Annotated in this window: 7 protein-coding genes; 2 read left to right on the top strand and 5 right to left on the bottom strand. The window is 46.0% G+C overall.

The features are described 5' to 3' along the window. Window positions 1–75 precede the first annotated feature (75 nt). The 4 genes from A4R26_RS16160 to A4R26_RS16145 all read right to left on the bottom strand — a co-directional run bounded on the left by A4R26_RS16160 (window position 76) and on the right by A4R26_RS16145 (window position 8,244). Window positions 76–1,149, bottom strand: a complete 1,074-nt coding sequence (locus tag A4R26_RS16160; protein ID WP_081164900.1) for an aldose epimerase family protein — start codon at window positions 1,147–1,149, stop codon at window positions 76–78. 28 nt (window positions 1,150–1,177) lie between these two features. Further along, entirely contained in the window at window positions 1,178–3,409 is a 2,232-nt protein-coding gene (locus A4R26_RS16155) for an alpha-amylase family protein (RefSeq protein ID WP_242674924.1), read from the bottom strand. A gap of 290 nt (window positions 3,410–3,699) precedes the next feature. Then, window positions 3,700–5,211 carry a RagB/SusD family nutrient uptake outer membrane protein gene (locus A4R26_RS16150; protein ID WP_081164780.1) on the bottom strand — a complete coding sequence of 504 codons (1,512 nt, stop codon included), beginning with the start codon at window positions 5,209–5,211 and terminating at the stop codon, window positions 3,700–3,702. A gap of 18 nt (window positions 5,212–5,229) precedes the next feature. Beyond that, a complete protein-coding gene (locus tag A4R26_RS16145) occupies window positions 5,230–8,244 on the bottom strand; it encodes a SusC/RagA family TonB-linked outer membrane protein (RefSeq protein ID WP_081164779.1) in 3,015 nt (1,004 codons plus the stop codon). Window positions 8,245–8,415: 171 nt separating this feature from the next. Between A4R26_RS16145 and A4R26_RS16140 the strand changes: the two genes are divergently transcribed. Both A4R26_RS16140 and A4R26_RS16135 read left to right on the top strand, forming a co-directional pair. Next, window positions 8,416–9,357, top strand: coding sequence for an AraC family transcriptional regulator (locus A4R26_RS16140; RefSeq protein ID WP_081164778.1), 942 nt, complete (start codon window positions 8,416–8,418; stop codon window positions 9,355–9,357). 201 nt (window positions 9,358–9,558) lie between these two features. Next, entirely contained in the window at window positions 9,559–11,994 is a 2,436-nt protein-coding gene (locus tag A4R26_RS16135; protein WP_081164777.1) for an ABC transporter permease, read from the top strand. Window positions 11,995–11,997: 3 nt separating this feature from the next. Here A4R26_RS16135 and A4R26_RS16130 read toward each other — a convergent pair whose 3' ends face one another. Beyond that, a complete protein-coding gene (locus A4R26_RS16130; RefSeq protein WP_081164776.1) occupies window positions 11,998–14,742 on the bottom strand; it encodes a glycoside hydrolase family 2 protein in 2,745 nt (914 codons plus the stop codon). Between the last annotated feature and the right edge of the window lie 77 nt (window positions 14,743–14,819).

Below are 14,819 nucleotides of genomic sequence, written 5' to 3'. Positions count from 1 at the left end.
CACCTTTTCAATTCGAAATGGCCGGTTCAAAACAAAATTGATCTGTTCCAAAATTGAAATGCCTGTTGATCCGGTTTAATCCATCACCCCAAATTCAAAAACCGTGGTAGAATTATACTCTTCGCCGGGATGTAAAATGGTATTGGGGAAATGAGCGTGATTGACACTATCGGGCCATGATTGTGTTTCAAGGGCAACACCGCCATGTTTCTTATACGCTATACCCTGGCGGCCAATAATGCTGCCATCCCAGTGATTGGCCGTATACAATTGTATGGCCGGCTTGCTGGTATAAACTGTAAGCGTACGCCCGGTTGTTCCTTCACTTAATACAGCAGCCTTTTTTATTTTGTTTGCAGCGGTATGGCTTAAGATAAAATTGTGATCGTACCCCATATCGACGGGAAAACTATGAATGTCATTTCCGATAAGGCGGGGACTTGTAAAATCCAACGAAGTGTTGTGCACTTTTTTCAATACTCCTGTTGGGGTATTACGCAATGATTTTTCAGTGTACTCACCGGCCAGTATCTGCAGGTGATGATTATGAATATTATGATCTGCAAAACCCGTCAAATTAAAATAACTGTGATTGGTGAGGTTAAGCGGTGTGCTTTTATCGGTGGTGGCCCGGTACACCATATGCAGCTGGTTATCGTTGTTTAAAATGTACTGCACCGATACCATAACCCTGCCGGGATATCCTTCTTCCCCATCGGGACTTACATACGTAAACACCACCCCGCATTCGGTCTCGTTTTCAACCGTTTCAGCCAGCTGCCATATTTTGTGGCTGAACCCGCTCCAGCCGCCGTGTAAATGGTTGGGCGCATCGTTCACACTGAGCTGCCAGGTGGTTCCATTCAGGTTAAATGTTCCCTGGTCGATGCGGTTGGCATACCGGCCAACAACGCAACCCAGGTAGTCTTTGTTTACTGTATATAATTCATGACCGGTAAATCCCGCTACAATATTCTTTATTATATGATACCGGTCGGGCGTATATATGGCGGTAATGGCGCAACCGATATTTGTAAGTTCAATAGTAATTTCCCTGTTCTGCAAAATAACGGTTGCAGGTGGTTCGCTTTTCTTACCGGCATGCTGCCATACGGTTGTGCCCGTTACTGTTGGTTTGGTTATTAGCATGTACGAATTTATCGTCTTCAAAACTGGTTTATCTTTCAGCCGGAACAAGTTGTATCATCAGGGCGTCTTTTACCGGCACACTTAGCGTAAAGGCGGTCTGGCCTTTGGCGATCTTCCCTACTTCATGCCCTGTTAACAGATCGCGTAAGCTATATGCTTTATCGGGCCATTGCAGTTCAGTGCGTTCAAAGGTTTCCGTGAACGGCTTCGCATCATCGAAATTGAATGCCGCAACGAGCAGGGTATCGCCGGGCAAATAAAAACTCAACTGCTGGCTTTGGCCGTTTCCTACAGGAAAATGAAGTGGGGTAAACGCTTTTGGCGTGCTGAAAAAATCACAGATGGCCGCATTGTTTAAGTATCGACGGGCCCTTGCTGCCGATTCCTTATTTCTGAAATCGGTGCCATCGCCCAAAATACTTCCCAGTGCCATCATAGAGAAGAGCCGCACTTTCACTTCCGTTTCGGTGAGGTCTTTATTCTTCTGAAAGTTCTTCATTACCACCACATCCATATTTGTATAGGGCCATAGAGTGCCTTGCGTCCACCAGAAATGCGTTGCGCTGATCATAGAGGCGCAGGTACTGCCATAATGGGGAAACCCCGACTGATCATTGCGCAGATGCGAATACACATCGGTTGATAAAAAACGCGTATGCGCGTACTGGTGTGGGAACAGGGGCGAGATAGCCTGCGTAATAAAAATATCAGGTCCCATTATCGAATCTACCAGTTGTTTAAGCATTTTCATTCCATAGTTATAGGCCTGGATGCCTGAACGAACCTGCGGGTGGTATCGCCTGGAAGATTCCAATGCACCGGCGGAGAGAAAATCGATCTTTATAAATTTCGCACCAATGGCTTTGGCCTTTTGCAGTTGCCCTATGATATAATCTCTTGTAGCGGGATGCGTGGGATCGAGCGGGAAGGCGCCCCATTCTCCATCCTTATACGGAACGTAATTATTATTATCATCGAGCAGTATCACATCTTTCAATGCATGGCTGGTATTAGTGAGCGTGGCATTGTTGATATTGTTTTTCCAGGTCCACAAGGCAAAGGGAATAAAATAAAAACCCATTTGCTGGCCTTTCTTCTTTCCATAACGGCCTACCGACTGTAATACTTCCGTAGAATAAATACCCTGGTCGTAAGAGTCGATGCTCAATACCGGCTGCGTGCTCTTATTGAAATTGTTCAGTGAATGAAGAAAGTCGCACACTTTGGCCACATCGCCGGGCATCATTACTTTTTCATAACCCAACACCCCTTCTACCCCGAAGCTGTTCCAGTAAAATGGCACGGCCTTCGTCCAGTTTCGGCTGCCGGCTATTCGTTTTACTGTTTTCCCAAACTGCAGCAGGTCGTTGCGCACATCTTCCGATGCAGAGAAATAGATAAGCGGCGAAGCAACTGCTCCACCCATTTGGGTGCCATGCTGTATATAATCATGCGTGCCATCTTTACCGCCATAGGAATCAGGTAATGATGGATCGTCTTTCGTAGCGGCGCCGCCATAGACGATAAAAGAATCTATCCGGTTACTAACCGCACCTGTACCATACCTGATACCGGTCTTCCAGAAATCATGCACCAGGCTGCCGACAGTAAACCCATTCCTTGTTTGTTGATCATATGCTGATGCCAGTTCGTAGCTGATGCCGGAAACCGGGGCCTCTCCCCAGGGGCGCGAGATCACATCTACCCAGTTGTCGTTATCGAACGGGTAATCGGTAAATAATACCCTTTTACCAGGGGTTGTAATTTTTCCCTGTGCCGCAGGCAGAACAGTTAATGGAGAAATATTCCGCGTTTCAACCATTGCGCCTCCGGCTTTGGCTGTTGCTATAGCGCTTAGTAAGATAAACGGCTGCTTTTCGTAAACTGTTATATACTGTGTAAGGCGAAGCGGCTGTGCAGCATCTTCATGTACCAGGTTGAGACAAATGGCTTTTCCGAGGGGATCGCTGAGTTCATCGGCAGAACCCTGGTGACCGCCAAAAGCAGTTGACGTCAACATACCGGTTTTTACATCCTGCACATAGGCCACCGTGTTTTCAAATTGCGTACCGGAAGTAAACCGGTAATGCACTTTGCCGGTTTGAAGATCCGCGACAACCTTTACATAGTCATTACTTATTACTATACTGTCGGCTGCTACCAGTTTTTGCCGGGAAACAGCCAAACATGGCACAAGTAGTAAACACAGGAGCGATAGCGACAGGGTTTTGTGTGGTATATTCTTTTTGCTGGTCATCATTAGAAATTAAAATCGTCTTGTTGTGCCGTGAATCGTGAATGGGCTCGCGAAACGTGAAACGGCAAACGTGAAACGTGAATGGGCTCGCGAAATTTGGAATTTGTTTACGACCTTGCGCCGCCCGAAATTCGAGCCGGTTGCCTCCGCCTTCGCTTACGCTTCGGATGCCGACTTGTTCGCCGTAGTCTGGCGAAGGCGAATTGCCGTTTGCCGACGAACGCCGTGCTGAGGTTTGCCGTTTCACAGCCTGCCCCGATGGAGTCGGGGGTTTCACATTTGGCCGTCCGCCCTCAGAAACCCGGGTTCTGATCGCCGGGTTTCAACGCACGGTTCAGTTCAAACTCACGGGCAGGCACAGGGAATAATAAATTTTTATTCGACACATAAGGTGCGGCATCGGGGTTGTTCGCTTTTACCTGGCTGATGAGTTTACCCGTTCTTTTCAGATCGCACCAGCGCCAGCCTTCAAAACCCAGTTCACGCATCCGTTCTTTCAACAACTCATCGCGTAACTCCTGCTGCGTAGGCGTATGGCCCAATACGGTTTCCCAATTGGCCAGCTTTGCACGGGTACGGATCTTATTCAGGTAGGTGAGGGCATTGCCATCGTTCAGCTCATTCAACGTTTCTGCATACATAAGAATGGCATCGGCATAACGCAAATAATACAGGTTGCGCGATGAAAGACCGCCGTTCAGCGATTTACCTTTGGTGATATCAAACTTCTTCACATGCGGTTTGGTAACATCGGCCCACCACCAGTAATCAACCTCATTCCCGCTGGCATCGTAAAATTTATACCGGATAGATGCGTTCTTGCGGTCATCGCCATCATCGAAACTATTGCTGTAATAATCGGTAGGTATCACTACATGGCCGCCCCCGCCCGAATCGACATTCGAAATATGCCAGCCACCGAGCGTATTGGCCTGCCCGTTTGTATTGCCGTTCTCATTGGAATATTGGATCTCGAAAAGCGATTCTATATTGTTCTCATTACTTTCATTGAACAGATCGGCATATTTACTCATCAGGGCCACATTGGTAAGCGACATCAATGGCTGCAGTGTTGCTTTGGCGTTCGCATAATCCTTACGGGTAAGGTGCACTTTGCCCAACAGGGTTTGAGCCGCTTCTTGGTTTGCACGCCCCACATCCGCGGTACCTTTTGCCGGCAAATTGGAAGCTGCAAAACTCAGATCGCTAATGATAAGGACATACACCTCGTCTTCGCTGCTTCTGGGTTTGCCGCCACTGGCATTTGCCACCGCATCTTCTTCCTCTGTAGGCAGGGGTATGGCGCCCCACAACTGCACCAGTTTGAAATAGAACACGGCCCGCAAAAACTTCGATTCTGCAAGCAACCGGTCTTTTACCGCCTGTGAAGCGGTTGATGATGGAATATATTTTATGGCGTTATTGGCGTTCACCACCCCTTTATAAAGCGAATTCCAGGCGCCCTGCACCAACTGGTTCTGCGCGCTTAACAACCCATTGTAACTGTTAACACCATCATAGTGCTGCCAGTACCCGCCCCAGGTAGGAACGAATGATGTTGTTTTACCTTCATCGGTACCTACAATGCCCAGGAAATAATAATCGCCGCTATTCAACTCCAGCATTTTGCGGTAAATACCGGTAACACCGGCAATGGCCCCCTGTTCATCTTTGTACAGGTCTTCGGGCGATACAAAGGTTTCAGGGGTAATATCCAGCTTTTTGCTGCACCCTGCGGCCACCAGCAACATAAACAGCAGGGATGCCGTAAGGCCTTGTTTAATTAAATATTTTATAGCAAACATGATATCATTATTTAATTTTTAAAAACTCAATTGCATACCAAAAAGGAACGTACGGTACCTGGGATATACATCATACTGCCCAACGCCTATTTCCGGATCGACCCCTTTGTATTTTGTAAACAGGAATGGTTCTGTTACCTGCACATAAGTTCTTAATGAATTGATCTTTGCCTTCGACAACAGCTTCGATGGCAAATCATATGAAAGTGTGATATTTCTTATCCTGATAAAATCGCCTTTTTGCACCATAAAGCTCGAGGTGCCCGATTGCAACGCTCTTAACGAACGGCCAAACTGGTTAGGCCGCGGCACATCGGTATTGGTATTATCGGGTGTCCAGTAATTCAAACCGTCTTTGATGGTGCGGGTAGCTGTTTTGCTGGAGTAATACAAATAATCCTGGTAGGCTTTGTTAGCGATGTCGTGCCCATACGTATAATTGGCAAAAATGGTCATGGCGAATTGTTTATACCGCCAATAGCTCCAGATGCCGCCCCAGCCTTTAGGAACGGTGCGCCCCACAATGGTGCGGTCGTACTGATTGATCTTTCCGTTGCCATCGAGGTCTTTTACCCGCACATCGCCGGGCCTTGCATTGGAGTCGAGCGAAAAATCATCACCTTTCTGGTACAGACCATCATATACATAATCAACGATGAGGCTGTTGGGCGCTTCACCCACTTTAAGCCAGGGGCTCAATGAATCTACACCCGGCAGCAGTTCAGTCACCTTCGATTTGAACTTCGACCAGTTGAGGTCCATCTGCCAGTCGAAATTCTGGTTTTGAATAAGGTGCAGTTTCAGACCGATATCAATCCCGCGGGTGTTCATCTGCGATATATTGATCCATTTGCTGTCGAAACCCTGCGATGGCGCTAAAGGATTGTTCAGCAACAGGTCGTTGATATTTTTATCATAATAGTCGAAGGTTAATCTGACCCTCGATTTCATGAATGCCAGGTCGAAACCGGCATTGAACTGGTTCTGGCTTTCCCATTTCAGTGCAGGGTTGCCCTGTGTACCCGTTCCTAACTGAAAACCGGTGGTTTGCGGCGTGGTTCCGGTAAAGGGATAGGCGGCGGGGTTCATCCGGGTATAGATCGCATCGATGGGTATTTCCTGGTTACCCACCACACCATACCCTGCACGGATCTTGAAATCGGTTATTACCGACCGTAGTTTCAATCCCATGAACGGTTCTTCTATCACCCGCCATGCGGCGCTTACCGAGGGGAAATAGCCATACTTGTTATCGGAACCAAAGCGTGATGAACCATCGCGGCGGATAGTTCCGTTAATAATGTACCTGTTCCTGAATTTATAAATAACACGACCGAGCAATGAGGCAACCGACCAGTTGAAATAATCGCTGGAAATATTGTCGCGGTTGCTGGCAAGGCTCATGTTCTTGTACGTGAGATCATCGGTTGGAAAGCCTGAGGCTTCTTCATAATTCCATTCCTGTCTTCTTTGCTGATAAGTGGCGCCCGCGAGGAGATCGAATACATGGTTGGCGGAAGGGGTAAAACTGTAAGCAAGCGTATTCTCCCATAAATAATCGCGCCAGCCGAAATTCTGTATTCTGGCAATGCCTTTTTTGGCAAAACCCGTACTGGTGGTTCGCGGATAATATTCAAAGCGCTGATTTTTATAAACGTCGAGCCCAAAACTGCTGCGGAAGGTAAGTCCTTTGATGATCTTGTATTCGCCAAAGACGTTCCCCAAAAAACGGTCATCGGTATTACGTACCGGTGATTGGGTAAGGGTTACCGGGTTATTGAATAAAAGGTTACCGCTCGAAGGATCGAAGTTGGCCGAGGGATTGCCCAGCGAATCATAGGCCGACATCAGGGGGCTGATGGTTACCGCATTGTAAAAAACCTCATTACTTGTAACATCGTTCTTTATATGGGAGAAGTTGGAGTTCACACCCATTTTCAATTTGGCATTGATCTCCGATTCCACATTCACTTTCACTGAATAGCGGGTAAAGCTGGAACCTTTGATAATACCATCCTGGTTCAGGTAATTGCCGCTCAGGTACAATTTATTTTTTCCCACGCCATTCGAAATGCTGAGCGTATGGCTTTGCTGTGGTGCGGTCTGCGTTACCATACCAACCCAATCGGTCCATTTACCGGCGGCCATATTGCGCCGTTCATCGCCATTGAACAACAAAGTGTCGATCCCCGGTCCCATTGGCCATGCCACAGGGTCTTCATCACTAAGCCCCTGGCGGCGCAGGTTTACATAATCATCGATATTATCAACGAAGTCATAGGTCTTTATCATTTTTTGAATACCGTAGTACCCATCGTAATTGATGGTTGTTCTACCCGAGCCTGCTTTTTTGGTAGTGATAATCACTACACCTTCGGCGGCACGCGAGCCATAGATGGCTGCGGCGGAAGCGTCTTTCAATACATCGATCGACTCCACGTCATTGGGATTTATTTCGCGCAGATCGTAGGTAACCACAACTCCATCCACCACATAAATTGGCCCGGTGCCCTGTGTTATGGTATTGATGCCGCGGATGCGCACATTGGTACCGGCGCCGGGCTGGTGGCCGGCATTGGTAACCTGCATACCGGGAATACGGGCCTGCAGCGCCGCATTGATATTCGTTACCGGCAGTTCTTTCAGCTCTTTTCCCGAAATGCTGGAGATAGCGCTGGTAACATCTTTTTTCTGCTGTTTTCCGTAACCGATCACAACCACTTCGTCCAATGCCCCCGTTTCTCTTTGCAGCAATACATCGAGCGTAGTTTGTGATTCGGCGATGTTGATACTTTGCGTTTTGTAACCGGTATAACTTAGTACCAGAATAGGTTTTCCTTTAACAGAGATGGAGAACGTGCCGTCATTCGCCGTCATTTGGGAGGAATTTTCTCCAATGACCCGCACAGAAACTAGGGCCAGCGGCGATTTATTATCAGCATCCAGCACTTTTCCTTTAAGTACACGGTCTTGCGCCCGTATGCCTGTGCAGGCCAGAATGGATAAAAAAAGAAGAAGGGTCAATTTCTGCATAGCAATCGTTTTTCGTTTTGTAAAAATACCGACAGGTGTGGCACACCTTCTGTTCGCCTGAAGCAACGTGGATCGATATCAAAAGTCGCATTAAAGTTTTTCTAAAGAAATAGGAAATTGTAGGAAATTGATGGACTTTTATACACTAAACAGTATTTTAAGTGCTGCCATATGACACAAAAAAAATCAAGAAAACGCCAGGGCTTCGAAGGACAAAAGCTGATCGTTGTGCCCAAAAAGATCGCCACCGGATTTTTGATGAAAGACGCAATCACAAAACAGATATACATTACAGATATAGGCTACTACCCCAAGGCCGATCATCACTATATTGAACGCCCCCACGGCATCAACCAGCATATCATCATATATTGTGTGGAAGGAAGGGGCTGGGTAAGCATCAATAAACAAAAGATGGACATTTCACCATCACATTTCATAGTGCTGCCCGCCAACACCCCGCATAAATACGGCGCCATGGAACCGGACCCATGGACCATTTACTGGGTGCATTTCAAAGGCGACATCGCTACCTATGTAATGAACCTGATCACCCGGCACGGCGAGGATTATTTACCCTATCTTTCTTATAACGAGAGCCGGATAAAACTTTTTGAAGAGATCTGTTTTCATTTTGAACAGGGGTACAGCGCCGACACACTTCGGTATGTGAATATGATCTTTTATCATTTTCTATCGTCACTTTTATATGAGGAGAAATATAACCAGGCGGGAAAAGCGCCTTCAAAAGATGTGATAACGCTTACGATAGAGCAGATGAAAGAAAAGATCAACACCAACCTTACCCTGAGCCACCTGGCCGGTTCGGCGCATATGTCGGTAACGCATTTCTGTAACCTTTTCAGATTGCAGACCGGCTTTTCACCGATAGAATACTTCAATCATTTGAAAGTGCAGCAGGCCTGCCAGACACTCGCCTTCAAATCGAAACCCATAAAAGAGATCGCCGACGAGCTAGGGTTTTCAGATCAGTATTATTTCTCGCGCATGTTCTCGCGTCTGATGGGCATGTCGCCAAAAGAATACCGGAAAAGGAATAAATCCACTGAGCGGAAGCCGGCTGAGGGCGGGGTTAAGGAACAAAACAGGTGACCTTCTCCAATAATATATAATTATTGGGAAAGGCGGGGCTGTCCGGGTACGAACAAAAAACGTCCGCTTTCGAACAGTTACAGCAGCCGGCAGCTTATAAAACCTTTACCAGCAAAGCGTTTTATATCTGGCACAACGGTTGAACACCTTTTGAGGTGAGCTATGCGTGTGCATTCCGAAACCTGACTTCAAACTGTTATTATGTTTAAAAATTATCTCAGGATCGCTATAAGACAACTTTCAAAACAAAAAATGTATGCTGCCGTAAAGATCGGCGGGTTTGCTTTGAGCATTGCAGCCTGTTTACTGATCGCCCTGTATATAAAAGACGAGTTAAGCTATGACCGTAACTGGGCGTATGCCGACCGTATATACAGGATAACGAACGAATTTAATGATAATGGCAAAATTGAAACCGGTACTTCATGGCCCGCGCCCATGGCCAAAGTGTTAAAAGAAGATTATCCTGAAGTGGAAAAGGCAGGGCGTTTTCTGGATGCACCGCTTTTTTCAGGTGCCGGCAGCAACCAGATAAGACGGGCCGAAGCAACTCAAAATACCTACGAAAAAGGCTTTTGTTACGCAGACCCCGACATGCTCGAAATATTGCAGCCGACTATGGTATATGGCAACAGGAAAAATGCGCTCAGTGAACCCCATACCATGGTAATTTCAAAAAGCAAAGCCGATAAATATTTCCCCAATGAAAATCCTGTCGGGAAGATCATGTTCCTCAATGACGATGTAAAAAAACCTTACACGATCGGTGGTGTAATACAAGATTTTCCCATCACTTCACATGTTCATTACGACTTTCTTTTAACATTGAAGGGGCACCAGCTTTGGGAAGGCGAGCAGTTAACATGGATGGCGAGCAATTATAATACGTATGTATTGCTGAAACCAGGTACCGACCCGGCACAATTCCAAAACAAACTGAAAGATATTCTAATCAAATACTACGTACCCGCGCTGAAACGGGATGGTGATAAATTAGCAGATGAACTTATTCAGAAAGCGAAAGTGCTTATTCAGCCTGTGACGGACATACATCTCTATTCTGCCAACATCGATGATGATAATATTGAAAAAAGCGATATCAAATTCGTATGGCTGTTTGGCGCCATTGCAGTTTTTATTCTTATAATTGCCTGTATCAACTTTATCAATCTTTCCACCGCAAAATCTGCCAACCGCGCCAAAGAAGTCGGGTTGAGAAAAGTGGTTGGTTCACTCCGCAGCAGCCTGATAAAACAATTCCTTACAGAATCTATTTTATACAGCGTTTTGTCGTTTATTGCTGGTTTGGGAATTGCTGTACTGGCGTTACCCTACTTCAATACACTGGCCGCAAAACATATGAGCATTCCGTGGACCGCGTGGTGGCTGCTTCCCCTGATGATCGTGGCCGCCGTTATTATCGGTGTGTTTGCCGGTTTGTACCCTTCGTTCTATTTATCTTCTTTTAAGCCCATTAATGTATTGAAGGGACAATTGATCCCCGGCAAAAAGAATTCTCTTTTAAGGAACGGCCTAGTGGTTTTTCAATTCACCACTTCCATTTGTTTGATCATCGGCACCATTGTAGTGTATAATCAAACAAAGTATATCCTCAACAAAAAGGTGGGGTTCGATAAAGACCAGGTTCTACTTATACAGGGAACCAATACCCTGGCCGGCAAAAAAGAGGCATTTAAAAACGAACTATTGAGTTCTTCAGGGGTAAAAAATGTTTCTGTGAGTGATTACCTGCCCATCGCCGGCACTAAACGCGATGGCAATACATTTTATAACGAAGGAAAAAAGAAAGAAGACGTAGGTGTGTTTGCGCAAAAGTGGGCAACAGATTATTCCTACCTGAATACGATGGGTATGCATTTGTTACAGGGAAGGTATTTTTCAAAAGAAATTGCTTCAGACGGTGAAGCAACGGTCATTAACCAAACAATGGCTGCGAAACTTGGCTTAAAAGACCCTATTGGGAAACGCATTGAGAACGGCTGGCAAAAATTTACGGTGATAGGCGTAGTGGAAGATTTCAATTTCGAATCAATGAAACAAGGCGTAACCCCGCTTTGCCTGGTGTTGGGAAATAATAATTCTTCCATCATTTCCGTAAAAATGAGCGGCGCCGATGTTAAGGCTGTTATTGGCCATATTTCTTCAGTATGGAAAAAATTTTCACCCAATCAGTCTTTCCGGTATACTTTCCTCGATGAAAGTTTTGCCAATATGTATGCCGATGTGCAACGCACCGGAAGCATCTTTGCCGTTTTTGCGCTGCTTTCGGTTATCATTGCCTGTTTGGGGTTGTTTGCGCTCTCCGCCTTCATCATCGAACAACGCACCAAAGAGATCGGCATTCGTAAAGTGCTTGGCGCCACTGTAAGCGGTATCACAACGATGCTTTCCATGAATTTCGTAAAACTCGTGGTTCTCTCAATAATTATCGCTACTCCTGTCGCTTATTGGGGAATGACAAAATGGTTACAGGATTTCGCTTTCCGCATTTCAATAACCTGGTGGATGATGGCTATTGCAGGGTTTGTCGCCATAATAATTGCGCTGTTCACCGTGTGTTTTCATTCAATAAAAGCAGCCCTTACGAACCCGGTGAAAAGTATAAGAACCGAATAAAAATTAAAACTGAAACAAAATACTCCTGTGTACCATTCCATCTAACGGCCGGTTCTTCTGGCTTTGCGGCCCCAAGGAGGAAGCCGGTTTAAACTTGGTGCCAATGGGGCTTATGTTATTAAAAAAGCCAATCGTGTTGCCGGGAAACGGCGGACTGGTATTATCGTTACCAGCCGCTACCGGCCTTGCGGGCTGCAACATTTGCAGAAACACATTTTCATTCGCAGCATAGATGGTAAAATCAGCTTCTTTGTTTTGGATGGTTACCCAATACAATGACGCATGCCACCCTTTGAATTCCGGATAATTCCAGCTTTCACCGGTAATCGTATTATTATAATCCTTTTGCCAGATACCGAGCAGTTGTCCTTTTAAACGGTTCTTCCATACCCGGTACGGACCCCGGCCCAACCACCGCATGCCGGTTATTTTATTTTCGGGAAAAGTAAAGGTAATACCTGTGTATTCAGTTTCCCTTTTTACATAATATCCGTACTCAAGTTTTGGCAGTTTACCAGGTTCAAATGTCCATTTAACGGTAAACAATTCATCACCTTTATAAACAGGCTCTACAACAAATGCCTTATCCTTCCTGTATTTATTAAAAGCCGTTAATTTTTGTGTTGCGCCAGTGTATAACGGTCCATCCCCAAGCGAAATATTGGTTTTTCCGTTGAATACATTTTGCAGAAAACCGTTTTGCGTATTGAAACTATAAGCAATACCATCACAGGTAAGCGTAAACTGGTTGCCGGCCTCTTTAACGATAAAATCAACAACGGGTGCGGTAACCGTATTATTTTTTGCCGCCAGCTGAGCGGGCGAGGTTATGCCCCAGCTCCACGTAAATATTTCCCTGTTGCCGGCATCATAAGCGGTGACATACAAAGCATCGGCATTTTTATAACCGGCATCCATATTCAGTTCGAGCCAGCCTTTTTCGCCGGGCAGCAGATCAATTGGCGCAGCGGAGCCAGTGGCAACGATCGTTTCAGCCTGTGAAGTATCGGCAGCATTGGCAAACCGAACCAGTTTCCAGTTAAAACGGCATTGCTGCAGGTTCGTATATAAGTACCTGTTCTCTACGGGTAATTTGCCATTGAAATCAACAGGCAATTTTTGCAGGGCGATCTGTATGGGACTCCAGATCTCCCTGATGGTATAAAAGCTGCCTTCTTTTTCGCGGTGCGGACCAACAATGCCATCCGGCGCCTGGTTGCCTGCCACATCGATACTGTCGTGATGGTCGGCTCGAACCACGCCTTCGTCATGCAAACTCCACAAAAAACCGCCTGCTGTCATCGGATGTTTCATCATCTCCTGCCAGTAATCATCTAACCCGGCGCCATGGCCGCCATCAAACAGCCCATGCATAAATTCGGTTGGAAAAAATACATCGGCGCCATACAGAACATAGTTCGTTACCAGATTGAATTCCGGATAATGTTTTGTATCGGTGCCATTAAAACGCTCCCAGGGATGGATCACCCATCTCTTCTGCGGATCGTACAATGCATAATCATTATCAACCGCCCGGTTCCAGCCGCCTTCATTTCCATTATCCCAGAGCACGATACTGGGATGGTTCACATCACGAACAACCAATTCTTTTACCAAACGTCTTGCTGTAATGGTATCATAGGCAGCCTGCCAGCCGGTAAGTTCGTCCAGCACAAAAAGACCCAGCGAATCGCAGAGATCGAGAAATGCTGCATCGGGCGGATAATGGCTCATACGCACTGCATTCATGTTCATTTCCTTTATTAAACCAATATCCATTAAATGAATGGCGCGGCTGAGCGTGCGTCCGCTTTCAGGCCATTGGCTATGGCGATTTACACCCTTGAAGATCACCTTTACCCCATTTACATAAAATCCATCGCCCGGTTTCATTTCAGCCGTTCTGAAACCAAACCGTTGTTTAATAGTGTGAACGATGCCGCCCTTATCTTTAACCGATACAATAACATTGTATAGGTTTGGCTGTTCAGGGTTCCAGGTGTGGATATTGCTGAATGAATGCCTTAACACAACGCCGTCGGAAGGTGTTGCTGAAAAAGATTCACCGATCGCTTTTCCATTCAGGTCTTCAACGCGGGCTTCAATGGTTTGGGAACTGGTAGCGCCTTTTGAAAATACCTGCATTGCAAATTGCCCGTCGGCCTTTGCATCGATGGCCACCCGCTCGATAAAAACAGGCGGAACAATTTCCAGATAAACCGGCCTGAAAATGCCGCCAAAGATCCAAAAATCAGCTTTACGTTCTGCCCGGTTTACCGATTCATTAGCTGAGCGTTTACTCACTTTTACCTCAAGCAGGTTTTGTTTGCCATACTTCAACAAGGGCGTGATGTTATATTTAAACTGATAAAATGCTCCCTGGTGAACCGGCCCTGCCGGTTGCCCGTTGATGGTAACCGCCGCATCTGTCATAACCCCGTCAAATACCATAAACACATTCTTCCCCTTCCATGCAGCATCGACGGTAAACTTATGTTTGTATAATCCCTTTTCATCGGGATTTATTTTATCCTGGTAGTAATTGAATGTACCAAAGCCATGCATCTCCCAGTTGGAAGGCACCGGTATTTTTTGCCATTTACCGCTGTTACGCCCCTTTGTGCATAAAAAGTCCCAGGCAACTGTATTGTCTTTATCGGTACCAGATAAATATCGAATAATTGTTTGCTGCGCAAAGGAGCAAAAAGAAACAAGAAAGAAAAAAGAAAAGGCAATCGTTTTTTTCATGTGTTAAACTGATGAGATCAAATATAACGATCCCCGGGAAACTGGCAATACCCTATAATAAACATAATAGCCCATGT

The sequence above is a fragment of the Niastella populi genome (assembly GCF_002078015.1).
Lineage (GTDB): Bacteria > Bacteroidota > Bacteroidia > Chitinophagales > Chitinophagaceae > Niastella > Niastella populi.
This window is presented reverse-complemented; position numbering and strand designations above follow the sequence as displayed.

Excerpts from the sequence above, each read along its gene's own strand:
- A4R26_RS16135 (WP_081164777.1), top strand. The coding sequence starts at position 9,559 with ATGTTTAAAAATTATCTCAGGATCGCTATAAGACAACTTTCAAAACAA.
- A4R26_RS16130 (WP_081164776.1), bottom strand. The coding sequence starts at position 14,742 with ATGAAAAAAACGATTGCCTTTTCTTTTTTCTTTCTTGTTTCTTTTTGC.
- A4R26_RS16155 (WP_242674924.1), bottom strand. The coding sequence starts at position 3,409 with ATGATGACCAGCAAAAAGAATATACCACACAAAACCCTGTCGCTATCG.
- A4R26_RS16145 (WP_081164779.1), bottom strand. The coding sequence starts at position 8,244 with ATGCAGAAATTGACCCTTCTTCTTTTTTTATCCATTCTGGCCTGCACA.
- A4R26_RS16160 (WP_081164900.1), bottom strand. The coding sequence starts at position 1,149 with ATGCTAATAACCAAACCAACAGTAACGGGCACAACCGTATGGCAGCAT.
- A4R26_RS16150 (WP_081164780.1), bottom strand. The coding sequence starts at position 5,211 with ATGTTTGCTATAAAATATTTAATTAAACAAGGCCTTACGGCATCCCTG.
- A4R26_RS16140 (WP_081164778.1), top strand. The coding sequence starts at position 8,416 with ATGACACAAAAAAAATCAAGAAAACGCCAGGGCTTCGAAGGACAAAAG.